19 protein-coding genes are annotated in these 24,551 nt (G+C 53.1%); 13 read left to right on the top strand and 6 right to left on the bottom strand.

What is annotated here, in order from left to right:
- Positions 1-150: 150 nt before the first annotated feature.
- The 10 genes from CEK71_RS11725 to smbP all read left to right on the top strand — a co-directional run bounded on the left by CEK71_RS11725 (position 151) and on the right by smbP (position 9,631).
- Positions 151-1,560 carry a DegQ family serine endoprotease gene (locus tag CEK71_RS11725; protein WP_088619561.1) on the top strand — a complete coding sequence of 470 codons (1,410 nt, stop codon included), beginning with the start codon at positions 151-153 and terminating at the stop codon, positions 1,558-1,560.
- A gap of 66 nt (positions 1,561-1,626) precedes the next feature.
- A complete protein-coding gene (locus CEK71_RS11720) occupies positions 1,627-2,544 on the top strand; it encodes a 1-aminocyclopropane-1-carboxylate deaminase/D-cysteine desulfhydrase (RefSeq protein WP_088619560.1) in 918 nt (305 codons plus the stop codon).
- On the top strand, positions 2,529-3,185 hold the full coding sequence (locus CEK71_RS11715) for a class I SAM-dependent methyltransferase (RefSeq protein WP_088619559.1): 657 nt from the start codon (positions 2,529-2,531) through the stop codon (positions 3,183-3,185). Before CEK71_RS11720 ends, CEK71_RS11715 begins: the two co-directional genes overlap by 16 nt.
- A gap of 107 nt (positions 3,186-3,292) precedes the next feature.
- Positions 3,293-5,383: a polyphosphate kinase 1 gene (gene ppk1, locus CEK71_RS11710; protein ID WP_088619558.1), complete on the top strand. Its 2,091-nt coding sequence runs from the start codon at positions 3,293-3,295 to the stop codon at positions 5,381-5,383.
- Positions 5,380-5,943 (top strand): peptide deformylase, encoded by a 564-nt coding sequence (def, locus tag CEK71_RS11705; protein WP_088619557.1) that lies wholly within the window; start codon positions 5,380-5,382, stop codon positions 5,941-5,943. The genes ppk1 and def overlap by 4 nt, the downstream gene beginning before the upstream one ends.
- Positions 5,944-5,946: 3 nt before the next feature.
- A complete protein-coding gene (locus CEK71_RS11700) occupies positions 5,947-6,348 on the top strand; it encodes a hypothetical protein (protein ID WP_088619556.1) in 402 nt (133 codons plus the stop codon).
- A gap of 271 nt (positions 6,349-6,619) precedes the next feature.
- Positions 6,620-7,366 (top strand): DUF5765 domain-containing protein, encoded by a 747-nt coding sequence (locus CEK71_RS11695; RefSeq protein WP_088619555.1) that lies wholly within the window; start codon positions 6,620-6,622, stop codon positions 7,364-7,366.
- Between the two features lie 211 nt (positions 7,367-7,577).
- Positions 7,578-8,510: a protein-methionine-sulfoxide reductase catalytic subunit MsrP gene (gene msrP, locus CEK71_RS11690; protein ID WP_088619554.1), complete on the top strand. Its 933-nt coding sequence runs from the start codon at positions 7,578-7,580 to the stop codon at positions 8,508-8,510.
- Positions 8,511-8,521: 11 nt separating this feature from the next.
- A complete protein-coding gene (locus tag CEK71_RS11685; RefSeq protein WP_232463626.1) occupies positions 8,522-9,160 on the top strand; it encodes a protein-methionine-sulfoxide reductase heme-binding subunit MsrQ in 639 nt (212 codons plus the stop codon).
- A gap of 132 nt (positions 9,161-9,292) precedes the next feature.
- On the top strand, positions 9,293-9,631 hold the full coding sequence (smbP, locus tag CEK71_RS11680) for a small metal-binding protein SmbP (protein WP_088619552.1): 339 nt from the start codon (positions 9,293-9,295) through the stop codon (positions 9,629-9,631).
- A 229-nt stretch (positions 9,632-9,860) separates the two neighbouring features.
- Here the strand turns inward: smbP and CEK71_RS11675 are convergent, their stop codons facing one another.
- The 6 genes from CEK71_RS11675 to CEK71_RS11650 all read right to left on the bottom strand — a co-directional run bounded on the left by CEK71_RS11675 (position 9,861) and on the right by CEK71_RS11650 (position 20,726).
- A complete protein-coding gene (locus CEK71_RS11675; protein ID WP_157679161.1) occupies positions 9,861-10,733 on the bottom strand; it encodes a DUF2971 domain-containing protein in 873 nt (290 codons plus the stop codon).
- A 108-nt stretch (positions 10,734-10,841) separates the two neighbouring features.
- A complete protein-coding gene (gene ilvD, locus CEK71_RS11670) occupies positions 10,842-12,539 on the bottom strand; it encodes a dihydroxy-acid dehydratase (protein WP_088619550.1) in 1,698 nt (565 codons plus the stop codon).
- 226 nt (positions 12,540-12,765) lie between these two features.
- On the bottom strand, positions 12,766-15,630 hold the full coding sequence (locus CEK71_RS11665; RefSeq protein ID WP_088619549.1) for an NHLP bacteriocin export ABC transporter permease/ATPase subunit: 2,865 nt from the start codon (positions 15,628-15,630) through the stop codon (positions 12,766-12,768).
- The gene (locus CEK71_RS11660) at positions 15,627-17,816 is read right to left on the bottom strand and encodes an NHLP family bacteriocin export ABC transporter peptidase/permease/ATPase subunit (protein WP_088619548.1); all 2,190 of its coding nucleotides are present in this window, start codon (positions 17,814-17,816) and stop codon (positions 15,627-15,629) included. Before CEK71_RS11660 ends, CEK71_RS11665 begins: the two co-directional genes overlap by 4 nt.
- Before the next feature lie 15 nt (positions 17,817-17,831).
- Positions 17,832-19,088 carry an NHLP bacteriocin system secretion protein gene (locus tag CEK71_RS11655; RefSeq protein WP_088619547.1) on the bottom strand — a complete coding sequence of 419 codons (1,257 nt, stop codon included), beginning with the start codon at positions 19,086-19,088 and terminating at the stop codon, positions 17,832-17,834.
- 18 nt (positions 19,089-19,106) lie between these two features.
- Complete coding sequence (locus CEK71_RS11650) at positions 19,107-20,726, bottom strand: TolC family protein (protein WP_088619546.1); 1,620 nt, start codon at positions 20,724-20,726, stop codon at positions 19,107-19,109.
- 193 nt (positions 20,727-20,919) lie between these two features.
- Between CEK71_RS11650 and CEK71_RS11645 the strand changes: the two genes are divergently transcribed.
- The 3 genes from CEK71_RS11645 to CEK71_RS11635 all read left to right on the top strand — a co-directional run bounded on the left by CEK71_RS11645 (position 20,920) and on the right by CEK71_RS11635 (position 24,544).
- Positions 20,920-21,540 (top strand): RNA polymerase sigma factor, encoded by a 621-nt coding sequence (locus tag CEK71_RS11645; RefSeq protein WP_088619545.1) that lies wholly within the window; start codon positions 20,920-20,922, stop codon positions 21,538-21,540.
- 91 nt (positions 21,541-21,631) lie between these two features.
- Positions 21,632-22,147: a zf-HC2 domain-containing protein gene (locus CEK71_RS11640; protein WP_088619544.1), complete on the top strand. Its 516-nt coding sequence runs from the start codon at positions 21,632-21,634 to the stop codon at positions 22,145-22,147.
- 162 nt (positions 22,148-22,309) lie between these two features.
- On the top strand, positions 22,310-24,544 hold the full coding sequence (locus CEK71_RS11635) for a TOMM precursor leader peptide-binding protein (protein WP_088619543.1): 2,235 nt from the start codon (positions 22,310-22,312) through the stop codon (positions 24,542-24,544).
- Positions 24,545-24,551: the final 7 nt, after the last annotated feature.

Below are 24,551 nucleotides of genomic sequence, written 5' to 3'. Positions count from 1 at the left end.
GAACGGGCCGCGTGTAATGTCTTATAGTTTAGCCCCCCTTAAAGCTCTCAGCAAAGGCAACAAGCCTTTACGCTCCAATTGCCCATCAAATCTAAAAAATGGCTATCAAGCGACCTACCACTAATTTTAATTGCCCAAAATGGAGATAATATGCTCAGAATTATGAGTTTATGTGTGTTTTTGGCGGTCTTGGCAAGCCAAAACGTCTTGGCTCAACTGCCGGACTTTACCGAAATGGTCAAAACCAACGGCGTCGCCGTGGTCAATATCAGCACTAGCCAGAAACCCAAACCCAGTCCCGAAGCAACCGCCAAGCCACAAATGCCCGAAGGTATGCCGCCGGAAATGGAAGAGCTGTTCAAACGCTTTTACAATAACCCCGACGAAAACGGCGACGGTTACGGCGCGGGCGAAACCCAATCCTTAGGCTCCGGTTTTATCATTTCCCCTGACGGCTATGTACTGACCAACCAACATGTCGTGAAAGATGCCGATGAGATTATCGTCAAATTCTCCGACCACCGCGAACTGGTCGCCAAACTGGTCGGCTCCGACGCGCGTACCGATGTCGCCTTGTTAAAAGTCACCGCCAGTGATTTGCCGACTGTCACCATCGGTGCACCGGATAAATTACAAGTCGGCGAATGGGTATTGGCGATCGGCTCGCCGTTCGGTTTTGAACAATCGGTAACGGCGGGTATCGTCAGCGCCAAAGGCCGCAGCCTGCCCGGCGGCAACTATGTGCCGTTTATCCAAACTGACGTGGCGATCAACCCCGGCAACTCCGGTGGCCCGCTGTTTAATATGGACGGCAAAGTCATCGGCATCAATTCGCAAATTTACAGCCGCACCGGCGGCTTTATGGGCCTGTCCTTCGCCATTCCGATTGATGTGGTAATGAATGTCGCCGACCAAATCAAAACCAAGGGCAAAGTCGCCCACGGCTGGTTAGGCGTACAAATCCAAGATGTCACCCGCGAATTGGCCGAGTCGTTCGGCATGAAGCGTCCGCAAGGCGCGTTAGTCGCCAAGATTATTCCTGGTAGCCCCGCCTCTAAGGCCGATCTGCAACTGGGCGACGTGATTGTCGAGTTCAACGGCCAAACCATTGAAAATTCTGGCGATTTGCCGCCTTTAGTCGGCATCACCGCCATCGACAGCCCCGCGACCTTAAAAATCATCCGCCAAGGTGCCGCCAAAACGGTGACGTTTAAAGTCGGATTATTGCCTGACCAGCCTGAACAAAAAACTGAAGCCAGCAAACCCGAAGCCAAACCGATGAATAAAATCGGCATTGCGGTCAGTGCCTTAAACGATGAACAAAAAGCCGTCTTAGAATTGCCTAAGGGTGGGGTCATTGTTGACGAGGTCGGCAAAGGCGCGGCAAAAGACGCAGGCCTCCAACGCGGCGACGTGATCTTACGCATCCAAAACACAGTTATCTCTAGTCTTGCCGACTTTGAGCAGGCACTGAAAAACCTGCCTGTGGGCAAATCGGTAGCGGTACTGGTGCAACGCCGTGGCGGTACGTCTTATATTGCCTTAAAGCTCGATAAGTAAGCTGTAACTGGTATAAAGCCGCCCGGATTGGGCGGCTTTATACCCTACCCCTCCCTTTATTCTCCCATGCACCCTGCACTTAAGCGCCTGGAAACCCAATTCCAGCCTTCCGGCCTCAGCCGTATCACCGATCCGCTCCTTGAACAAAAGCAAGTGACGCTATGGCTCAAGCGCGACGACCAGTTGCACCCCATCCTCTCCGGCAATAAATGGCGCAAGCTAAAATATAGCCTCAACCATGCCTTAGAGCTGGGTTGCCGCCGCCTCATCAGTATGGGCGGGGCTTATTCCAACCATCTCCACGCCTTAGCCTATGCGGGTAAGGCACTGGGCTTGCCGACTACCGCCTATATCCGTGGTGAGCCGCCCACCCCGTTAACCCCGACCTTGCAAGATGCCCAAGACTGGGGTATGCAGCTAAAGTTTATCTCGCGCGGTGATTACCGTATACTCAGGCCTTATAAAGCGTGGGACAGCTTGCCCGGCTGGCAAGTAGGCGACTATTGGCTGCCCGAAGGCGGCGCCCAGCCCTTGGCCTTGCAAGGGGTCGGCGAATTGGTGGCGGAATTGGCTATCCCCTACCAGTGGCTTTGTGTGCCGTGCGGCACTGGCGCGACCTTAGCGGGGTTGGCGGCAGCCGTCGCGCCACCTAGCCGAGTGCTGGGTTTTGCGGCCTTAAAAAACGCCGGATTTTTGCGTGCCGATATCGCGCAGTTATTGCCGCAGCCCCAACAAAATTGGCACATCAATTTAGATTACCATTGCGGCGGCTTTGCCCAAACGACCCCGGCACTGCTGGCGTTTATCCGCGATTTTCAGGCCACCCATGGTATTGCTTTAGAGCCTGTCTATACGGGCAAGATGCTGTTAGGGCTGTATGAGCTGATTAACAACGGCGTATTTGCGCCCGGTACCACCATCATTGCCGTCCATACCGGCGGCCTACAAGGCAATCGAGGCTTCCCGCCATGCACCGACAATTAGAACCCGAACTGATGGAAGACCCTGAGCAAGTAGAAGCCTACGCCCAGGCCGACTTTAGCCAAGCCCATAGTGATTTTATCCGCCGCTTGCAATCCGTGGTCAGTGACGTTTATCAAGGTGTCGCCTTAGATTTGGGCTGCGGCGCGGGCGACATTAGCCGCCGCTTTGCCAATGCCTACCCCAACAGCCAAGTCCATGCCGTCGACGGTTCCGCCGCCATGCTCGCGTATGCGCAAAATCCGCTGTTGTGTCCGCAACCGGAAACTATCCGTTATATTTTCGGTCGTTTGCCTGTTGTCATCTTGCCACAATCTGATTATGGCATTATCTTTAGCAATAGCCTGTTGCACCATCTGCCAGACCCGCAAATACTTTGGCAGACGGTACGGCAGTATGCGCGGCGCGGCACAAGGGTTATCGTCATGGATTTGTTACGCCCTGATAGCCCCGCCACCGCCCAACGGCTGGTGGATAGCTATGCGGGCAATGAGCCGGACATCTTGCGGCGGGATTTTTACCATTCCCTATTGGCGGCGTTTAGCCTTGAGGAAATCACCGCCCAATTGACGGCGGCGCAGTTACCGCTAAGCGTTAGCCAAACCAGCGACCGTCATGTGTTTATTGCCGGGGTGATGGCTTGAAGGGGCTGTACCAATCCACTGCCGCCAATACCCGCAACCCCAAATTTTCCACCCCTAACCCACTAGCCTAATTTCTCTACCCTGAACATTTCATTGACGGAACCCCTATGGATAGCAAGCCAACCGAAACCAGCCTCCCACTGAATGCCCCTGAGTTATATATTAACCGCGACCTGAGCTTGTTGGCCTTTAACAAGCGGGTGTTGGCGCAAGCCAGAAACGAGGCCGTGCCGTTACTGGAACGGCTCAATTATCTGTGCATTTCCTGCTCCAATTTAGATGAGTTCTTCGAAGTGCGGGTCGCCAGTATCATCGAAATGGCAAGCATCGACCCCAACACCATCAGCGCTGACGGCACTACCCCCAGCGAACAATTGGCAAAAATCGCCATCTATGCACACGAGTTGGTCGATAAGCAATATCAAGTCCTTAATGACATCCTCATCCCGACGCTGGCCGAACACAATATCCGCTTCATCCGCCGTAAAGATTGGACAAAAGCCCAACACCAATGGCTGACCACTTATTTTAACGAAGAGCTGCTGCCGATTTTGACCCCGGTAGGCTTAGATTCGGCACACCCCTTCCCGCGCATCCTCAACAAAAGCCTTAACTTCATTATCTCCTTAACCGGTAAAGACGCGTTTGGCCGTAACAGTGGCCGGGCGATATTGCAAGCGCCGCGCGGCCTGCCCAGAGTTGTACAGTTACCCGCCGAAGCGACTAGCAGCGGCCCGCATGATTTCGTGTTTTTGTCGTCGATTATCCACGAATTTATTAACGATTTATTCAGCGGCATGAATGTTACAGGCTGCTACCAATTCCGCGTCACCCGCAACAGTGATTTTTTTGTCGATGACGATGCCATTGACGACCTGTTACTGGCGGTACAGGGCGAATTGGCGATGCGCAATTATGGCGATGAAGTGCGTTTGGAGATTGATGCCAACTGCCCCGATGATACCGTCAATTTTTTGCTGGAGCGTTTCCATCTGACCCGTGACCGCCTGTTTTTGGTCAATGGTCCGGTCAACCTCAACCGTATCCAAGAAGTCAACGACTGTCTCGACCGCCCCGACCTAAAATTTCCGCCGTTTAAGCCCAGCATTCCGAGCTGTTTTGGTAAAGACAAGGATATGTTTGCCGCCATCAGAAAAAACGATGTGCTATTGCACCATCCCTTCGAGTCATTTGCACCCGTAGTGGAATTTTTGCGGCAAGCTTCCGCCGACCCTGATGTGTTGGTGATTAAGCAGACCTTGTACCGCACTGGAGCCGATTCGCCTATCGTCGCCGCTCTGATTAAAGCCGCGCGGGCAGGCAAGGTCGTCACCGTCGTGATTGAGCTACGCGCCCGGTTTGATGAAAAGGCCAATATCGACCTCGCCGCCAAATTGCAGGAAGCGGCGGTGCATGTGGTGTATGGTGTGGTCGGTTATAAGACCCATGCGAAAATGTGTTTGGTGTTACGCCGCGAAGATAAGCAATTGCGTAACTATGTGCATCTGGGCACAGGTAACTACCATCCGCGCACCGCGCAAATTTACACCGATTACGGCCTGTTCTCCTGCGATAAGGAACTGGGCGAAGACGTGCGGCGGGTGTTTGCCCAGTTGACCAGCTTGGGTAAAGTGACCAAGCTGAACAAATTGCTGCAATCGCCGTTTACCTTACATAAGGGCTTAGTGGAAAAAATCGACCGTGAAAGCCAACATGCCAAAAACGGCAAGCCCGCGAAAATCATCATCCAAGTCAATGCCGTTGTTGAAGAACAACTGATTAAGGCCCTGTACCGGGCCTCGCAAGCGGGGGTGGAAATTAAACTGATTGTGCGCGGTATTTGCTGCCTACGCCCCGGCATCCCCGGCGTATCGGACAATATCGAAGTGCGTGCCGTCATTGGCCGCTTTTTGGAACATGCGCGGCTTTATGTGTTTGCCAATGATGGCCATCAAGAAGTGTATGCCTCCAGCGCCGATTTAATGAGCCGGAACATGTTCAAGCGCGTCGAGGTCTGTTTCCCGATTGAAAGCAAAAAACTCGCGGCGCGGATTCTGCACGACCTGAACCTCTACTTGCAAGACAACTCGCAAGTCTGGTTCTTACAGCCCGACGGCACTTATCGGCAACACCAGTTGCATGACAACGAAACCTCCGTGCAGGCGCAAGCCTTACTCCTAAATGAGTTACAAGCATGACCCCAGAGCCCGTTTATGCCATCGCCCAATTGGGTGCGCCCGTACTGCGGCAAATCGCCGCCCCGGTCGCCGACATCCACGCCGCTGACACTTTAGCGACCATTGCCGCCCTGCAAGACACCCTCGCCAACAGCCAGGGTGTCGGTCTGGCCGCGCCGCAAATCGGCATCAGCCAACGCATTATCATTGTCGCCTCGCGCCCCACCACGCGCTATCCTTACGCGCCGCTGATGGCCCCGACAGTGATGGTTAACCCCCGTTATGACATTACCTCAGCCCAACAGGAAAAAGACTGGGAAGGCTGTTTGAGCATACCGTCGATACGCGCCCTAGTACCTCGCTACCAACACATCAGCGTACACTATACCGACACGGCAGGCGAAGCCGTGTCCCTAGCGCTGGACGGTTTTGTCGCGCGGGTTTTCCAGCATGAATATGACCACCTGGAAGGTAAAGTCTATTTGGATAGGGTGGAAAGCAGCTTGGATATTGTCGCCGAAAGCGAATTCTTTAAGCGGCTGGCGGCGGATAAAATGCCCCCTCCCCCACAACCTGATTAAACCATGCACAAACTTCCCATACTGTTACTGCTAGCCCTACCCTGCGCCGCCTCTGCCGCCAGCTTTTTCCGCCCGCCCGCGACCATGGTCGGCATCGGTAACGCCCCTTGCTCGGCATTTGTCAGCACTTACGAAACAATGGCAAAAATTAACCGCCACGAAGTGCAAGACTCCGCTACGCTACAGAAAACCTATGAGGATTATGGCAACTTTAGCGGTACATTAAGCGGTTTTTTTGCCAGTTTTATGATGGAGCATGGCGATAAAGTCTGGCCGTTTAAAAGTACCGATTACGCCCTATCGCTGGCCTACCAAACCTGCCAACATAACCCGACCACCCGCTATATTGATATAGTTTATCTAATGGCGAAAACCTCATTTGCGCGTGGCGTAAAATGGAAATGACAGACCAGCGATAAAACTATTATCTAAGCCCATCGGCTATTGCGAACCCTAGTGTAAAAGAGGGAATGGGCATAAAATAGCAGCGGCGGCACACGCCAGGGAGCGCGGGCATCCTACCCGCATATACGGCCACAATAGCCATATACCAAGCAGGGTGCAGATGCAAAAACCATTTCGTTCAGACCACAGGTCTTATCGGAAACAGCTCCGCTACTGGCATCACACCATCCCCTAAAAAGGATAAATAATAACAATAACAAGGGGCAAGGCAATGTGTTGGAGTGGCGAAGCGTCCACCGTTTTAGCGGCGGTGGGCTTAGGCAGTACCGTGTATTTTTATTATAAAAAAGAACCGCTGGCGTTATGTGCGGCGTTGGGATTTTTTTCGTTGATGGAAGCCTTGCAGGCTTATACCTATACGGTGATCGACGATTGCGCCAATCCGGGCAACCAGATCGCCACCTTACTGGGTTATATCCACATCGCCTTCCAACCGTTCTTTGTCAACGCAGTGTCCATGTATTTCATCCCTGACATTATCCGGCAGAAAATTTCGCCGACGGTGTATTTTATTTGCTTTGTCGCCACGGTTTGCCTGTTGATCCGCTTATATCCGTTTGATTGGGCACCGATGTGCTATGAAGTAAAGACCAAAGTAGTGCTGTTCAGCGATTATTTCGAATCGTTTAACGTGCCTTTTTGCGGCAAGCATATTTGCTCGGTGTCGGGGCAGTGGCATATTGCCTGGGAAATTCCGGCCATCGCCAACTTGGTGCTGTTTAATATGTACGTCATCGCCGCGTTTATTATGCCGGTGCTGTACGGGTCTTGGAAAATAACAATCTACCACATCGTGACCGGGCCGTTTTTGGCCTATTTAAGCACCAACAACCCCAACGAATGGGCGGCTGTGTGGTGTTTATATTCTATCGGCCTGTTGCTGTTGCTGCTCAAAACCCCGATTCGGGACTATTTGCATGTGCGCACTTGGTTCTGGTGGCGCTGGCTCAAGGTATAAGCCGCTTGCCTTCTGGCGATTATCGGGTAAATAAATTTAGATGGCCGTAAAAAACTGCCGGTGAGTCGGGTTTGCCCTCCAAGACATAACGGCGATAGCAGCATCCGACGCTATCGCCAACCGAACCGCCGAAAAAAAAACGGTAAGCAAAACGTTTTGCTTACGACTACTTATAAAAGCCATCCACTTATCATAAAAAAGGAACGCCGTTATGAGTTACCGACCCGACCCCCACCTGTTGCCTTCAGACATCACCCCCCGCGAATATTATTATGATCGTCGGCGTTTTATGCAAATGGCGGCGGGGGCGACAGCGGCCAGCCTGTTGCCTGCGCCGCTGTGGGCGGGCGATAAGCTGGCGGCAGGTAAATCCCAAGCTTATACCTTAAGCGAAGAGCAGACCCCTTATAAAGATGTGGCGGGCTACAATAATTTTTATGAGTTCGGCACTGGCAAGGACGACCCGGCGCAAAATGCCCACAGCTTAAAAACCCGCCCGTGGACAGTGACCATCGAAGGCGAAGTGCATAAGCCCAAAACCTGGGATATAGACGAATTGCTGAAATTGGCGGCGATGGAAGAGCGGGTGTACCGCCTGCGCTGTGTTGAAGCGTGGTCTATGGTCGTGCCGTGGATAGGTTATCCGCTCGCGGAGTTGATTAAACAAGCCGAACCGACAGGCAACGCCAAGTTTGTCGAATTTATCTCCCTGCATGACCCGATGCAAATGCCCGGACAACGCTCCGCCGTGCTGGAATGGCCGTATAACGAAGGCTTACGCATGGACGAAGCCATGCACCCCTTAACCTTGCTGACCTTCGGCTTGTACGGGGAAATGCTGCCCAACCAAAACGGTGCGCCGATCCGCGTGGTCGTGCCGTGGAAATACGGCTTTAAAAGCGCCAAGTCCATCGTTAAAATCCGCTTTACCGAACAGCAACCGATCACCTCATGGATGAAGGCCGGGCCTAGCGAATACGGTTTTTACTCAAACGTAAACCCCGAAGTTGACCATCCGCGCTGGACACAAGCGAAAGAACGCCGTATCGGTGACTTTCTCAAGCGCCCTACCCTGCCCTTTAACGGCTATGCCGACGAAGTGGCGGGTTTGTATACCGGCATGGATTTAAAAACCTATTTTTAAGTGCCATGACCATGAAACAATTAACCGACAAAACCCTGACCTGGGTTAAAGTGGCCTTGTTCTTAGTCGCCTTAATCCCCTTAGCCCGGCTGATAATCGGCGGCCTGACCGATGCCTTAGGGGCTAACCCTATCGAAAAAATCACCCGCTCCACGGGCTATTGGACATTGGTGCTGATTATGGTGACGCTGGCCGTCACCCCATTGCGCAAACTGACAGGCTGGCACTGGCTGACCCGTACCCGCCGGATGCTGGGGCTGTTCGCGTTTTTCTACGCCTGCCTGCACTTTTTGACCTATTTGGTCTTAGACCAATTTTTTGACTGGGACAGCATCCTTAAGGACATCATCAAACGCCCTTATATCACTGTCGGTTTCCCCACCTTCCTGCTCCTGATCCCGCTGGCGGTCACGTCCAACAACGCCTTAATCAAAAAGCTCGGCGGCAAACGTTGGAAGGCGCTGCACCGCCTGATTTATGTGATCGGGGTCGGCGGCGTGGTGCATTACTGGTGGCTGGTAAAAAAAGACCTGACCAACCCCATAACATTTGCGGCCATTTTGGCGGTATTGCTGGGCTTTCGGCTGGTGTTTTGGTGGCGCGGACGGCAACCCCAAGTGCGGGCTGTTATTGCCAAGCCTAGCAATTAAAAAGAGCGGCATACTTGTATTACGCTATTGAAAATAATCCTCCAGCTATTTAGAATAGTAGTGTCGGATCGCTACAGGCAATCCCGGCAACTATAATAAATATATCGACTTAACTAGCATGAGGAAAGAATAATGAAAAAATTAGCATCTATTTGTGCAGGCTTATTCTTGATTTTGAGCACTGCCGCTTTCGCCGCCGAAGACCACGCCGCCGAAGCGTTAAGCCACGCTAAAGCCGCCGTAGAACACGGCAAAGCCGGCCACCCGCCCGTCTTGGTAGAACACGCCAAATTGGCTTTAGAACATACCTTAGCAGGTTCTTTAGTCGCCCACGGCAAAGCCAAAAACCATCTGGACGCAGCCGCCCAATCCTTGCAAGACGCGATTGACCAAGGCGGCCTAGACCAAACCGCCCCCGCCACCAAATCGGCGGAAGAGGCAGTGGAACACATTAAAGCCAGCAGCAAATAAGCGGTTTTTTTAGCCATAGGGGCGGCTTGGCCGCCCCTATAGTTGTGATTGTCCGGCTAACAGGCATACAATTCGGTCAAATAGATTTCTTCGGCTTGCCCTTCGCAAATAACAAAGCAGCGTATCATCGTGAATGCCGCCCACCAATAATGTTTTGCTGCCATACTCACCCAGCGCGTAATCTTCCAGACAGTCTGTTAACCGCTCTTCGTCAAGGCGTTTAATGGCATTAATCATTTAGGCTCATCAATTCTACCCCTGTTCTGATTGAAAATCTTGCTTGCACAACTTCTACTGGCGAATCAAGGCTATGAACATAGTCAACTACAGCATTCCGATGCTCTGGAGAAATGTTCCAGCCCAATATCACACGCCCTATGCAAGTGAAAGGAAGCTGATGTAAGTATATGATGCCAGTTTCTTGGCATTCTGTTTTTTTATATTCTACTTTGTTACATTCTTTGAGCGGCTTTATAATGCGCACTTCTTGTTCGTACTGCCAATCTTGGAATTTATCGAAAAAAAGTGATTCGTGGGACTTTGGGTCAAAAGTTACACCTGATATTTCTTGTCCATAGCGTACTGGAATAAGCTGGTTCAACACACCAGTATTGTCACCCAAAAATTCATTTTTTAATTCGGACTCTAGAAACTCAACCACAAATCCTTTGGCATTAGCCGCATAATGCGCCCACATAGGAAGTGAGTCATATCGTTGCGAAAGACAGAATATGCCGACATTGGAGGAAATTGCTGTGGCAGTTCTGTAAAGCTGCGGTTCTAAATTTTGTATATCATTAAAAAATGGTAAGCGGATAACTTGGCTTGCCTGTTCTTGTGTCGCAGGTATTCCAATAACCATAACTTCTGGTGCTAGACGCTGCAAAAGGTTGCCCTGTTGCCTGAGATAAATCATATCTTGTTCGCTATAACCATGCTGACGTAGGTACTGAAGTGAAGCTTTTATCTCGTCAATATCGAGATTCGGCACAAGCTCGGATGGATCGTTCAGTTCCGGTATTGGCGTGAATTTGATACTGCCACCAATTAAGCTATGAATAACATCAAGATTATTATCAATGAATTTATAGAAACTAGACATGGCAATTACTCGATAGATCTTTATGATAAAGCTTCTGTTCCAGAACATACCGGAACAGAAGCGGCCCTTTCTCCAAACCTTAACAAACAGGCTTAGCCCTACCCTATCCTAATTATCCGTAACCGCCCCCAAAGAAGCCGAGTTAACCAACTTAGCATACTTAGCCAACACCCCACGCGTATAACGGGGTGCAGGTTGTTGCCATTTGTCCATGCGCCGCGCCATTTCATGCTCATTAACATGCAGGGTCAAAGCGTTGTTTTCCGCATCAATAGTAATGGTGTCGCCGTTTTCGATAATCGCTAAAGGCCCGCCGACGTAAGCTTCTGGGGTGATGTGGCCGACCACGAAGCCATGCGTACCGCCGGAAAACCGCCCATCGGTAATCAGCGCGACTTCTTTGCCCAAACCTTTGCCCATAATCGCCGAGGTGGGTGAGAGCATTTCACGCATTCCGGGGCCGCCTTTAGGGCCTTCGTAGCGGATAACAATCACATCGCCTTTAACAATATCACCGTTCAAGATACTTTGCAGGGCTTGCTCTTCGGCATCGAACACCTTCGCCGTACCCGTAAAGCACAAACCTTCCTTACCCGTAATTTTTGCCACCGCGCCTTCGGGGGCAAGGTTGCCGTATAATACGACCAAGTGGCTGTCTTTTTTGATCGGGTCGCTTAAGGCGCGGATCATGTCCTGACCGTCCGGGTAAGGCGCAACCTCAGCCAGATTTTCCGCCAAGGTTTTACCGGTCACGGTCAAACAATCGCCGTGCAGCAAACCTGCGGCTAACAGGACTTTCATTAACGGTTGGATACCGCCGATTTCGATCAATTCCGCCATTTGGTAGCGGCCACTGGGTTTCAAATCCGCCAACATCGGCACACGCTTACCGATACGGGTAAAATCATCTAAGGTAATGTCCACTTTCGCCGCATTCGCCATTGCTAAAATATGCAGCACTGCGTTAGTGGAACCGCCCAGGGCGATGACCACGGTGATGGCATTTTCAAAGGCTTCTTTGGTCATGATGTCGCTGGGCTTGATGCCTTTTTTCAGCAAATCCAACACCGCCGCGCCTGCACGTTCGCAGTCCAAACGCTTGTCGTTGGAAATGGCGGCTTGCGCGGAGCTGTTCGGTAAACTCATGCCCAAGGCTTCAATCGCCGAGGCCATGGTATTAGCGGTATACATGCCGCCGCAAGAACCCGCGCCAGGAATGGCTTTAGCTTCAATTTGCGCCAGCTCTTCATCGTCGATTTTATTATTGGCGCGTGCGCCGACCGCTTCAAACACCGACACGACATCGAGTTTTTTATCTTTATGGCAACCGGGCATAATCGTGCCGCCGTAGACGAAAATCGCCGGACGGTTGAGGCGGGAAATGGCGATCATACAGCCGGGCATGTTTTTGTCACAGCCGCCGATAGCGACCACGCCGTCGAAGCCTTGGCAACCGACCACGGTTTCTATCGAGTCGGCGATCACTTCACGCGACACCAACGAGTATTTCATGCCCTCAGTACCCATAGAGATACCGTCAGAAATGGTGATGGTGTTGAACACCACGGCTTTACCGTTGGCGTTATTAACCCCTGCCGCCGCATCGTCCGCCAGTTTGTTGATGTGCATATTGCAAGGCGTGACCATGCTCCATGTTGAAGCGATGCCGATTTGCGGCTTTTTAAAATCTTCATTGCTAAAGCCGACCGCATGTAACATGGCGCGGCTAGGTGCGCGCTCCATGCCATCGACAACTTGTGATGAAAAGGTGCGGGTGTTAGAAGTAGGTTCGTCAGGGTGAGCCATGTAACAATTCCTTTAGATGTGGAGTAAGTGGAATGGGTGGAAAAATGGCTACCATTATAGAGTATATGGGCTAGGGACGGATAGGCGGCAGTGCAGAAGAACACAAAAGCCTTGTCATTGGATGTAACCTACTCCAACATCGTGTGAAATAATTTAATGATGGTAATACCGGACATATCATCCGCTATGCAATATGCATAAAATAACGTCATAGCTTAACGCGCTGTTACAACAATTGCCGCTTGGCCAACAACGCAAACGCGCCGCCCTTTGCCATCAGTTCGTCATAAGTCCCGCATTCGCTGACCTGTCCGGCCTCGATGACGAAAATGCGGTCGGCTTTTTGGATAGTGGATAGGCGGTGGGCAATGACGATGCGGGTGGCGTTAAGGTGTTCAATGCTTTGTGAAACAATGGATTGGGTATGGTTGTCAAGGGCGCTGGTGGCCTCGTCAAACAGCAAGATGCGGGGCTTGTTGACCACGGCGCGGGCAATCATCAGCCGTTGTCTTTGCCCCCCGGAGAGCGTCCCCGCACCTTCGGCGATAACGGTGTGCATACCCATCGGCATGGCTTTGATGTCGGCTTCCAAACCCGCGATACGGGCGGCTTCCCAAGCATCATCCAAGGTCAGCGGTGCGGAACCGACAATATTGCTGAAGACATCGCCTGACATCAGCTTGCCGTTTTGCAACACCACGCCCAGTTGTTTCCTGACTGCGCCAATATCCAGACCGGACAGGTCTTGGCCGTCATAATAAATCGCACCCGATTCAGGGTTATCAAACCCCAGTAACAGCCGATATATAGTGGATTTACCCGAACCTGACGGGCCGACAAAGGCAATGAATTCGCCAGATTTTATGTTGATTGACAAATTGTGGAGTATGGTCGGCCCATCAGGAACATAACGGAATGTAACCAAATTAAGATCAATCGCCCCGGTCAATAGGCCGGGGGACTTGTGGGCGGCGCTCATTTCCGGCAAAGTCTCTAAAATGGGTTGGGCGCGTTCGTATAGCGGAATAACGGGGATTAGCATCGTCAGGGCGTTGAACATCGCCAAAGTGGAAGCCAAAAACTGCGTGAAAGCGGTGTTGAAAAAAACAAAATCGCCGGTGCTGAGGTTAGGCAGGGCAAAAGCGGTGATGCCAAATAACAGCGCCGATGCCAAAACCGGGTAGCTTGACTCAATAACGATGATAATATTGCTGATACGGCGAGCCTGATAATCCAAGGCTTTTTGTTTGGCAAAATCGGTCGCCCACAACGCAAAGGCGCGTTTTTCCGCACCGTTGGCGTGGAGTTTGCCGATGCCGTTGAGCAACTGGAACACCCGGCTGGCAAGCGTGCCTTGCAACCGATATTTACGCCGCTCAAAAGTAAGCCGCCAGTAATTGAGGCCGGAAAACAGCAGGATAATCAACACCGCCAACAGCACCGCCAGCCAAGCCAACTTTTGGCTGATGAAAAACAGACAGATTAAACTGGCCAAACCGAAAAACCAACTGAGTACCGCCGCTTGTGTGGTGGTGTTGAATTGGCGGAAGATCATGCCGATGCCCAGTGCGCGGTTGGCTAAATCGCCCGCCGAATAGCGGCGGAAAAACACCGTCGGCAAATACAACAGGCGATGGATCACCGCCATTTGCACAGCATTGCCGATGCGGCCATCCATAATGCGTAACATAGCAATGGCGCGGGTCAGTTCAAAGGCGCTGATACCTAGGGTAGCGGTGAACAACAGCAACACCAGTTGCACCAGTTCGCTGTGTTGGGCGTTGGGAATGACGCTGTCGATCAGCAAGCCGGTGCCGAATGGCACTAACAGCCCCAATAGGCCGCCCAATACACCCACCCCCAGTAAACGGCGGAAGTCGCCACCGCTCCCCACCTTACCCAGACGCAAAGCCTCTTTGATCCCAATCGGCTGTCCAATCGGGAAGGTGCGGAAAAACGTCACGGCGGTATCGCCAAGCCCGGCGGCATTCTCCTGGGTTAAAGGTACGCGCGATTTATCGGTAGGGTCAACCAGCCAATAGCCTTGGCGGCCACGCGGCAACAACGCCACCGGACTGCCGTCTTTACGGGCGGCCAGCAACGCCCCGGCATCCTCCAGCCACCAATGCTCACCCGTGAGCGTCACTTGGCGCAGGGCGACCCGACTGCGTAAGGCCAAATTTTCCACCGTGTGGATGGCAGGATCAATTTTCTCGCCGCTGGGCAAAGGCGAACGGATACCGCTGGCTTCCATCACCAACAAACAGGCATCCACAGCCGCCAGCCCTGTCCAATCGCTGAACGGCAAATACTGTTCAGACGAGGCATCCATGATGTGGGTCAACCCTGCTAAGGCATCACCGAACCGTTGCGTTTCCAGTTCCTGCTTATATACCAAGCGTTGCGCTTCCGCGCTTTGGCGTTGGTCGCGCTGCTCTTTGATGGCTTCCAGCAAGGCGCTATGGCAGGCATCTAAGGCGGTTTGCAAATGCCCGGTGCTGGCCAGCACCGCACTGCTTTGACACACCAAATCGCCGTCCACGCTGGCTTCCATCCAAGCCTGCAAATTTAACGGCAACACCACCGTCCGCGAACGCACTTGCTGCATGGGCATCCACACCAGCACCGGTATCAATGCCTCACCACTAGGGTCAACTAGCCAAACCACGCCTTCGTGGTCTTCCTTATCGGCTTCTTCAAACAGCGAATCCATAGCCGATGATTGGCGCAACACCACATTGAGCATAATTAGCCATTCATCCAACTCGGCTACCCATTCTTCGGGCGATTCTGCCGCCAGTTCGGCACGCGCTGATAGGGAAGAAGCCAAACAAGCCAGACGGGTGCCCGGTAATCCCACCGCTAACAGACCCATTCCGACCGCGCCGCCACCCTCCCCCAAGCCCAGCAAATAGTGCCCCGCTTGCAAACGGCAGATATGTTCGCGTACCCCAACGGGATTGCCGTCCCTGACTTCGACAGCGAACAAGTCAACTTGGCCTTGTGCGACCTTCCACAGTTCGCCGCGCCCGTTCAGCAATATCGGCTGGTTACTATCTAAGGGCAGGGTTTCTAAGGCGCTTATGTTCATGTTTCGCTAACCAAACGGTAGTAGGCTTTTTTCAGGTTGAGCAACTGCTCGTGGTTACCGCGTTCGATAATCCGACCACGCTCCATGACGATGATTTCGTCACAATCGCGGATGGTGGATAAGCGGTGCGCGACGATCAGGCAGGTACAGCCACGCTGGCGGATATGGTCATCAATTTGTTTTTCCGTACTGGGGTCTAGAGCCGCCGTGGCCTCATCCATGACCAAAATACGCGGGTTGCTGGCCAAAGCGCGGGCGATTTCCAGACGTTGCGCCATGCCGCCGCTATAATTGGTGCCGCCTTCCTCGACAAGGCTGCCATAACCGCCGGCCCGACTGATAATGGCATCATGGATGCAGGCATCTTTAGCCGCACGGATGATGTCCACCTCAAGCAAGGTGTCGTCCCATAAGCTCAGGTTATCGCGCACCGTGCCTTCAAACAAATACACATCTTGGTCAACACCGTTCAAGGAGGCATGTAAGACCAAACGCGGCAAGTCTTGCTTAGGGATGCCATCCAACAAAATATCGCCTGACCAGGGCGCGTTAAGCCCCATGACCAGCTTGGCGATAGTGGACTTGCCGCTGCCGGATGCCCCCACTAGGGCGACCCGTTGGCCGGGCTGCAAGTGCAGGTTGAAATTGTCGATTAACGGCGGGTCCAAACGGCTGTAGCCAAAACAAAGATTGCGTAATTCCAACTCGCCCTGCAATTTTGCCTCCGTTTCTAGGGTACTGGCAGACTCTTCCCAGTCTGCGGCCTTATAATGCAGGACATCATCCAAGCGTGCCAAATCGCCTTCGGCCTGTTGTAACTTGCCAGCTAACCCCATCAGATTAGTGACAGGTTGGGTAAAACTGCTCATCAGGCTTTGGAATGCCACCAACATACCCACAGTCAGTTCACCATTGATGACCCTGAGCCCGCCCAAACCCAAGATGGCCACGCTGGTCAGCCCTGACAGCAACGTCGGCAAAGCCGCCAACAAGCAGTTGTACAATTCCAGTCCCTGCTCGGTGTTGTTGACCTTGGCACGGTGGCCAGCCCAACGGGAAAAAAAATCGCTCTCGGCACCCGTGGCCTTGATGGTCTCTATGGCTTGGACACCGCCCATAGTTACGGCATTGAGCTTACCTTGATCTTGCAACAATTTCATGTTGCTGTCTTTGCGTAGCCGCGCCACGGTTTTAAAGGCGGCATAATTGATCGCGGTGATGGCAATGCCGACTAAAGTCAGCATCCAGTCGTATTGGAACATGATCAAGGCAAAAAACACCAATGACACAATATTGGCGGCATTGGTGGCCAAATCACCGGACAGTATCTGGGCGATGCTGTCATTGGAGAAAACCCGCATCGTGATGTCACCAGCATAGCGTTGGTTGAAAAACTCCACGGGCAGGCGCAACACATGCCAAATAAAGGTGCTGGACGAGGTCAGCGCCAAGCGCATTTCTAAGCGCAACAAATACGTTTGTTGCAATAACGTGAACAGGCCGCGCAACAAAGCGGTGGCCACCATACCCACCAACAACGGCCTGAGCCAATTGCCCATGTGGTCTATGAGAATATTATCGACAAAGACCTGGGTGAAGATGGGGATGACCAGCCCAGGGATGACCAACGCCAAACTTGCCAACAGCACAAACGCCAGCCCCGTCCCCGTACCCTTCAGGCGGGGCTTAAGCGATCTGAGCAAACTGCGGGCTTGCCCGCCGGGGCGAAATTCCGGTCCGGCCTCAAACGTCAGTGCCACACCCGTATAAGCCTTGTTGAACTCTTCTTCCGTGACCGTGCGCGGCCCGGTGGCCGGATCGTTCAGATAAACCCGCTGTTTGCCAAAGCCTTCCAACACCAAAAAATGGTTGAAATTCCAAAACACAATAAGCGGCCTGTTCTGTGCAGCCAAACTGCCCGGCTCCAGGCGCATACCTTTGGCGATCAAGCCATAAGTGCGTGCTGCCCGCACAACATTACTGGCTTTGCTGCCATCACGCGACACGCCGCAGGCCACCCGCAGCTCTTCTAGCGGCACGAAGCGGCCATAATAGCCCAGCACAATCGCCAAAGCCGCCGCTCCGCATTCCACCGCTTCCATTTGTAAAACGGTGGGTGTCCGCACCCGTGCGCCACTTGCTTTACCGTTAGCAAACCAGCTTTTTTTCAACAACCCTTTTAACATGTGAGTTCCTTCTGTTTACAAGCCAGTGAGTTCCCTCAGCCACGGCAACACCAGACTGATGGGCCGTTTGCTTTCGATGATAAAATTGCCGGTTGCCATCGTGCCGCCGCTCAATTCCAGCTTCGCGCCCGTATCCGATGACCAAGCATAGCCGCTCGCCGTGCTGGGGTCGGTCAGCAAATCTACCGACACCGCAATCGGTGGCCCTTGTTGCGACAAGGCGCCAACCAACGATTCATTATTGAACATCGCCATCATGCCGGCGGCGGTGGCAGGATACTTGGCTACGCCTTTGACCTTGCCAAGCAGATAGCCATAGCGTTCTTTTTTATAAGTGACGGGGGAAATACGCGCGGTCATACCCGGTTGCAGGCGTTTGGCATTGCTCAGAGGCGGCAGGTAAATGACGGCTTCCAAGTTTTTGGCCGTGATTTCCAAACTCAAAATGGCTTGGCCCGTGGTGATGGTGCTGCCACGGGTAGTCATGGTTTCAATGATATTGCCGTCATGCTGGCTGATAATGTCCACAGCGAGCCGTTGGCGCAATTGCATGTCTTGCAATTGGTTTTGGCCTTGGAGGATACGCGAACGCAACATGCGCAAACGTTCACTATGCTGGTCGGCATTGCCCAATTTTTCCAGCCCTAGTTGTTGCAACTGGCTTTGCACCTCATCAATGGCGTTTTCTTCGGCATAAATCAGTTGTTGCGTTTCTTCGTAGCCTTGCTTGGTAATCAGCCCTTCGCTGACCAAACCGGCCCGTGACTGTTTGACCGTATTCAACGAACGCAAATGCTCTTCCTTGGCATGGATGATATTTTGCAGCGCATTTTTCCGGGAAATGAAAGAATGCTCTTGAGCCGTCTGTTGCGCATGTATCATCGCAATAACTTCGGCCTCTTCCTTTTCCAGCCGCTCCAGTTCTATCTGGGCCGCTTGGATTTGTTGTGCCATGGCCGGTTGGTCGATACGCCCCAGCACTTGCCCCTTACGGACGGGATCGCCGACCTTCAGGTCAGCCATTTCCGTCACTACCCCGTTACCTAGGGCGACAACATTAAAAACCCCGCCCCGGCTGATCAAAATGCCAGTACCCACCACAGTGGTGGGCAAAGAACCAAAAATACCCCAAATCAGCACGGCGGCGAGAATCATCGCCAACGCGCCCAACCCCAGCCAAGCCCGAGGCCGGGTTAGGGTCAAAAATTGGTCCAGTTGCTCCGGTCTGGCGAGCGCCTGCAAAGCGGATTGGCGAAACAGCCCGTTATTCATGGTGCATCAGTCCTAAAATCAGTGATCGGGAAGGGTAGTGAGTTCTGCCATATCCAAGGTTTGCTGTTCATGCAACGGTTCAAGCAATTGCCCGGTCTCGAACCTAAAGCGGATGACGGCTTGGAAAAAATCGCGGGCGGCATAAACGGCATTGGCTTGGCTGACACTCAGTTGCCCGTTGTTGTAAATGATGTCCAGCACTGACCCGACCCCCAATTTATAGCGTTTTTTTTCGTTTTCCAGCACTTGGAATTGGGTTTCGGCCTGAAATTTCGCTTTTGCCCATTGTGCGGCGCTCAGCCGCAAGGCATTGATGTGGACGTGGATATTATTGCGGATGGCGTTTTGCAAGGCACGGGTTTGGATACTGTTTTGCTCGGCGGCGGCGGCACGTTGGACAATAGCGCTGCGGTAGGCGTTGTCAGTGACCGGGAACGCCAGATTGACACTGACGGCGGCATTAGGGCCGTTACCCTTAGGTTGCAAGGCCGTGACAGTATTGGCAACGGCACTGCCTTCAGTCAGGCCGCTATAACCAAAGCTGAGGTTCAAATCCAATTGGGTACGGTTGTTTTGCTGCGCGGCAGCCAACAACGTGTTGGCGGCCTGTTGGCGTATGCTGATGGCTTGCACGTCCAAACGCTGTTGGGCGGCCGTTTCAATCAGATTCTGGACAGAAACGGCATTGTCCAAGCTTGCCAAGTCCGCAGGCTCCACAACGGGGAAATCGTCGATAGGCAAGGCCACGGCGGCGGGGTCTTGGTTTTGCAACTGCATGGCCAAGGCCAGCCCGGCACGCGCGACAACCAAGGCCTGTTCCGCAGAGATACGGTTAATGGTATCCCCCGCCAGCTGGGTCTCGTAGCGCTTCACTTCCGCTTGCGGAATTTCATCCGCATTAGCCAGTTTATGGGCACTGTCGAGGAACTCCTTAGACCGGTTCTCGGCGGCGGCGCTGATGTCCAACAGTTTTTTGGCGGCTAAGCAATCCCAATAGGCAATAACGGTGGAGGCAATTTTAGCTGACAAGGTGAAGCGGTAATCCTGCGCGGCGGAATCCAACTCCAGTTGCGCGGCGGTCATATTGGCGGTATTGACCAATGTGCCGCTGTTTTTCAGTAACGGCACGGTAAAATTGAGGGCGAGATTGCCGCTGTTAGGGATAGTGGTGTTGCCGTAATTGTCGCTGGTGCGGATGACACTCAATTCAGGGTTAACGATGACCCCGGAATAGAGCTTTTTGCTTGCGCCAACGGTGTAGTTGAATAGGTCGCCGTTGATTTCGGTTTGTCCGCCCGACCGCAACGCTTGCGGCAACGGGGTATGGATGCTCTGCCCGCCCAGCCCAGAGTAAATGACCGGGACAAATTCGCTTTGCGCCGCCAGCAAACGGCCTTGACTGGCCTGGATTTGCTGCTCGCTCAGGGCGATATCAGGCGCGTTCGCCAAAGTAAGGCGCACCGCTTCCAACAAATGGCCGTCAAATTGCGCCGCCTGTAAGGGCTGCCCCACCAGTAAAGGCCATAGCCCCAGTAACACCAGTGGGGTTTTATAGCGGCTCCGCCGCTTACAAAACGTATGGGATGTGGCATCAGGGCATAAAATCCTGATGCCTTCCCTATCAATTGGCAAGGTCATGATTGGTTTCCCCGTCTTTTCTTGTTGTTATAGAGTCCGTTTAGGGCACAGATCCACAAAACCGCTTTCGGTAAGGCCAGAGCCACCGGCACAAATTGGCGTGCTATTTCAGTGTGGCGATAATGATTGAATTCTACAATACTATAATCAATAATCATGCAACTTTTCACCACTGGAGCGCAAAATCGTGCCGATGGCAACTTCTCCTGATGACGATATGCCATCCGAACGTCACTTTATCGATGCCGCGCTGGACGGTGACCACCGAAGCTTCTTGCATTTGGTACGCCGCCACCAAAACCGCGTTTACCGCTTCCTCCTCAAGCACATTAACCACGTCGCCGATGCTGAAGACCTGGCTCAAGATACCTTCATCGAAGCCTATTTGAACTTGGCTAATTTTCGGGGCGACTCCACCTTGGCCACTTGGCTGCTGGGCATTGCCCTCAACAAGGCCAGAAATTATCTCAACCGCGCACCCGAACGGCGTTTCCATTGGGAATCTGACGATAGCCTGTTTAACCATGCCAGTCCCAACAGTATGCCTTGCCTGGATTTGGAAAAACGCCAAGTGTTGGACACCGTACGCCAAGGCATTGCCCAGTTGCCGACCGATTTGCGCGAAGCCCTTATTTTCGTGTCTTTTGAACAACTGTCTTATCAGGACACCGCTAATCTGCTCGGTATCCCTGTAGGTACGGCCAAAAGCCGGGTCAACCGGGCACGTTGCTTATTGGCCGATTATCTCCAAGTACAGGGGCTGACACCTTCAGATGCGGTTTTGCCCACTATAGCCGCCAGCGGATCATGTTAAAAACTGAGGAGCGGGGAACCGGACATATTGAAATGTTACTGACAATAGCTATTTGCCAACAATTTTCCACTTGTTTATGGGGTATCTGGTTATGCAAGTTTTGACGTGTGATGACATCCGGCTCTTGATAAGCCGCGCATCCGAGCACGACTTAGATGACGGCGAGGCCAAACAATTGGCCGGGCATCTGGCCGATTGCCCGGCGTGCCGGACACACCAGGCCGCTCTGGCGGTGGTGATGGGCTGGATCGGTAGCCTGAACGGCATGTATAGCGGCCATACCCTGGATGGCAATTTCGGCCAACGCCTAGAGGAGGCGATAACCGTACGCTTGCCGCCAGAAGAAGCATTGCGGCAATTTAACAGGCAAGTGACCCACGACTTTCGCTTACAGGGACAGATTAAACAAACGACAGACCTGAGCAGTTTTCTCCAGCTTTATGTACAACTAGGCAATGCCTCAGGCTTCCGGTTTAGCGACCAAGAACTGATACGGCACATGGGTATGGCGGCCAATGATTGGGAATTGAGCGACCTTGAACTGGACGCTGTCGTCGGCGGCACCGGCGGCGGCGGACATTTTTTGGACAAATTACTCAAACCCTAACCATCCGGGCGGCAATTTCGGCAACCGTTAACCTGCAAACGAAAAAAAAAACACCCTTTTGGCGAACTTTTTCCAGTGCGGTGTTACCCATTGCCAAGCCTCCAAATTGGGGGCAGTGTAAATATAGCGCCACACTGACAATTTTAAAAACAGGAATCTGCCATGCTCAAACGCCCCATTTTCAAGAACCATTACCAAGTTACGCCCATTCGCGGCGAGGGCGTATTGCTGCTGTCCGAACAAGACAGCAAAGCCCTGTACGGGTCGATTTATGAAGCAGTGGCCCCGCTGTTGGATGGCCGCAGCGCCGATGCCGTGGTTGCCGCCTTGGCGGGCCGCATTGACCCTGCCAAGGTTTATTATGCCTTGTTGCGTTTGGAGCAAAACGGCTATACCACCGAGCTTACTGACATCGCCCCCGAAGTGGCGGCATTTTGGCACGGTTTAGGGTTAGACCCGCAAGCCATGCAGCAACATCTGCAACAGCAACCGGTCAACCTCATCGCCTTACAGCCTACATTTGCCGAGCCGGTGCGGCAGGTCTTTGCCGAACTGGGCATCGCCGTTGCTGAAACCGGGCAATCGGCCTTGGACGTGGTATTGGCCGATGATTATCTGGACTTAGCCTTATCGGCGCACAACCGTACAGCTCTTGCCACTGGCCGCCCTTGGCTGCTGGCCAAATTGTCCGGTAATGAGATTTGGTTAGGGCCTATATTCGTACCCGGACAAACCGGCTGCTACGAGTGCCTGCGCTCACGTCTGGAGCGGCATCAACGGGCACGGGGCTTTGTTGCGGACAAATTGGGCGTAGGGTTGGCATCCTTACCGTTGGTGCTGTCACCGATGTCCTTAGCATTGGCGGCCCGGTTACTGGCTTTGGAAACCGCCAAGCATCTGGCGGGCTGCACTGAGCAGCCGCTGCTGGGCAAAGTGCTGAGCCTGAATTTGGCGACCTTGCAAAGCCAAAGCCATACCCTCAGCCGTAACCCCTGTTGCAACGGATGCGGCGAACCGATGCCTGCCACCTTGCCCGCCCCCATCGCGCTGGTCAAGCGCAAAGTCAACTTCCTTCAAGACGGCGGCCACCGCGCCGTGTCCCCAGATCAGACCCTACGCCAATACCAACATTTGGTCAGCCCGATCACCGGCATCGTCAGGGTGTTAGAACCGGTACATCAAGCAGACGGCATCGCCCATGTCTATGTGGCCGGTCATAATTATGCCGTCCCTATGGACACCTTAGCTTTTTTGCGCCGTAATTTGCGCCAAGCCAGCAGCGGCAAAGGCATTTCCGACACCCAAGCCAAAGTCAGCGCGTTGTGTGAAGCCATCGAACGCGATGCCGGGCTGTTCACAGGCCAAGAACACCGGATTACCGCCAGCTACCGGGAATTAGGCGATGCCGCCATCCATCCTGCTGCCTGCATGTTGTACAGCGAGCGGCAATTTGCAGGCCGTGAGGCCTGCAATGCCCAAGGCTCACATTTCAACCGGATACCGGAACCCTTCGATGATGAGCGGCCATTATTCTGGTCAGCCGCTTGGTCATTGACCGAGCAACGCCACAAATACTTGCCTAGCCAATTGTTGTATTTCCAAGCCAAAGCAGGCGATAACTGCGACACTTTTTATTGCTTCGGCTGCTCCAACGGCAACGCTTCCGGCAATAATCTGGAAGAAGCGGTGTTGCAAGGCTTTTGTGAACTGGTGGAGCGCGATGCCGTCGCCTTGTGGTGGTACAACCGCTTAGCCAAACCGGGTGTTGATATTGCTAGCTTTGGCGAACCGTACTTATTAGACTTAATCACCTATTACGGCAGCCTTGGCCGTGATGCTTGGGCTTTAGACTTGACCTCCGACTTAGGTCTGCCTGTGTTTGTCGCCATATCCCGCGTCCGCACAGGCAAAGAGCATATTCTGTTTGGCTTTGGCTGCCATTTGGATGCCCGCATCGCCCTGCAACGGGCATTCGCCGAGATGAACCAAATGTTGGGGCTGGCTAACGGTTGCCTAGAAAGCCAAGGCCAGCTTGGCGATGCCGACACCTTGGCTTGGCTACAGACCGCCACCGTGGCCAACCAGCCTTATTTATTGCCTGATCCGGCCATTGCCGCCAAACGGCGCGACGATTATCCGTGCTTGGCCAGCGGCGACTTGTTAACCGACATCCTGCTATGCCAACGCATTGTTGAAGGCAAAGGCATGGAAATGTTGGTATTAGACCAATCCAAACCGGACACCGGGCTGGCGGTGGTCAAGGTCATCGTGCCGGGCTTACGGCATTTTTGGGCGCGTTTCGCCCCAGGCCGCCTGTATGATGTGCCAGTGCAAATGGGTTGGTTAGCCGAACCTTTGCCGGAAGAGGCGTTAAACCCCATCGCCATGTTCATTTAAAGGTAAG

Origin of the sequence: Methylovulum psychrotolerans, assembly GCF_002209385.1 — a bacterium.
Classification (GTDB): domain Bacteria; phylum Pseudomonadota; class Gammaproteobacteria; order Methylococcales; family Methylomonadaceae; genus Methylovulum; species Methylovulum psychrotolerans.
This window is presented reverse-complemented; position numbering and strand designations above follow the sequence as displayed.

Coding starts and splice junctions, on each gene's coding strand:
- CEK71_RS11725 (WP_088619561.1), top strand. CDS start 151: ATGCTCAGAATTATGAGTTTATGTGTGTTTTTGGCGGTCTTGGCAAGC.
- CEK71_RS11720 (WP_088619560.1), top strand. CDS start 1,627: ATGCACCCTGCACTTAAGCGCCTGGAAACCCAATTCCAGCCTTCCGGC.
- CEK71_RS11715 (WP_088619559.1), top strand. CDS start 2,529: ATGCACCGACAATTAGAACCCGAACTGATGGAAGACCCTGAGCAAGTA.
- ppk1 (WP_088619558.1), top strand. CDS start 3,293: ATGGATAGCAAGCCAACCGAAACCAGCCTCCCACTGAATGCCCCTGAG.
- def (WP_088619557.1), top strand. CDS start 5,380: ATGACCCCAGAGCCCGTTTATGCCATCGCCCAATTGGGTGCGCCCGTA.
- CEK71_RS11700 (WP_088619556.1), top strand. CDS start 5,947: ATGCACAAACTTCCCATACTGTTACTGCTAGCCCTACCCTGCGCCGCC.
- CEK71_RS11695 (WP_088619555.1), top strand. CDS start 6,620: ATGTGTTGGAGTGGCGAAGCGTCCACCGTTTTAGCGGCGGTGGGCTTA.
- msrP (WP_088619554.1), top strand. CDS start 7,578: ATGAGTTACCGACCCGACCCCCACCTGTTGCCTTCAGACATCACCCCC.
- CEK71_RS11685 (WP_232463626.1), top strand. CDS start 8,522: ATGAAACAATTAACCGACAAAACCCTGACCTGGGTTAAAGTGGCCTTG.
- smbP (WP_088619552.1), top strand. CDS start 9,293: ATGAAAAAATTAGCATCTATTTGTGCAGGCTTATTCTTGATTTTGAGC.
- CEK71_RS11675 (WP_157679161.1), bottom strand. CDS start 10,733: ATGTCTAGTTTCTATAAATTCATTGATAATAATCTTGATGTTATTCAT.
- ilvD (WP_088619550.1), bottom strand. CDS start 12,539: ATGGCTCACCCTGACGAACCTACTTCTAACACCCGCACCTTTTCATCA.
- CEK71_RS11665 (WP_088619549.1), bottom strand. CDS start 15,630: ATGAACATAAGCGCCTTAGAAACCCTGCCCTTAGATAGTAACCAGCCG.
- CEK71_RS11660 (WP_088619548.1), bottom strand. CDS start 17,816: ATGTTAAAAGGGTTGTTGAAAAAAAGCTGGTTTGCTAACGGTAAAGCA.
- CEK71_RS11655 (WP_088619547.1), bottom strand. CDS start 19,088: ATGAATAACGGGCTGTTTCGCCAATCCGCTTTGCAGGCGCTCGCCAGA.
- CEK71_RS11650 (WP_088619546.1), bottom strand. CDS start 20,726: ATGACCTTGCCAATTGATAGGGAAGGCATCAGGATTTTATGCCCTGAT.
- CEK71_RS11645 (WP_088619545.1), top strand. CDS start 20,920: ATGGCAACTTCTCCTGATGACGATATGCCATCCGAACGTCACTTTATC.
- CEK71_RS11640 (WP_088619544.1), top strand. CDS start 21,632: ATGCAAGTTTTGACGTGTGATGACATCCGGCTCTTGATAAGCCGCGCA.
- CEK71_RS11635 (WP_088619543.1), top strand. CDS start 22,310: ATGCTCAAACGCCCCATTTTCAAGAACCATTACCAAGTTACGCCCATT.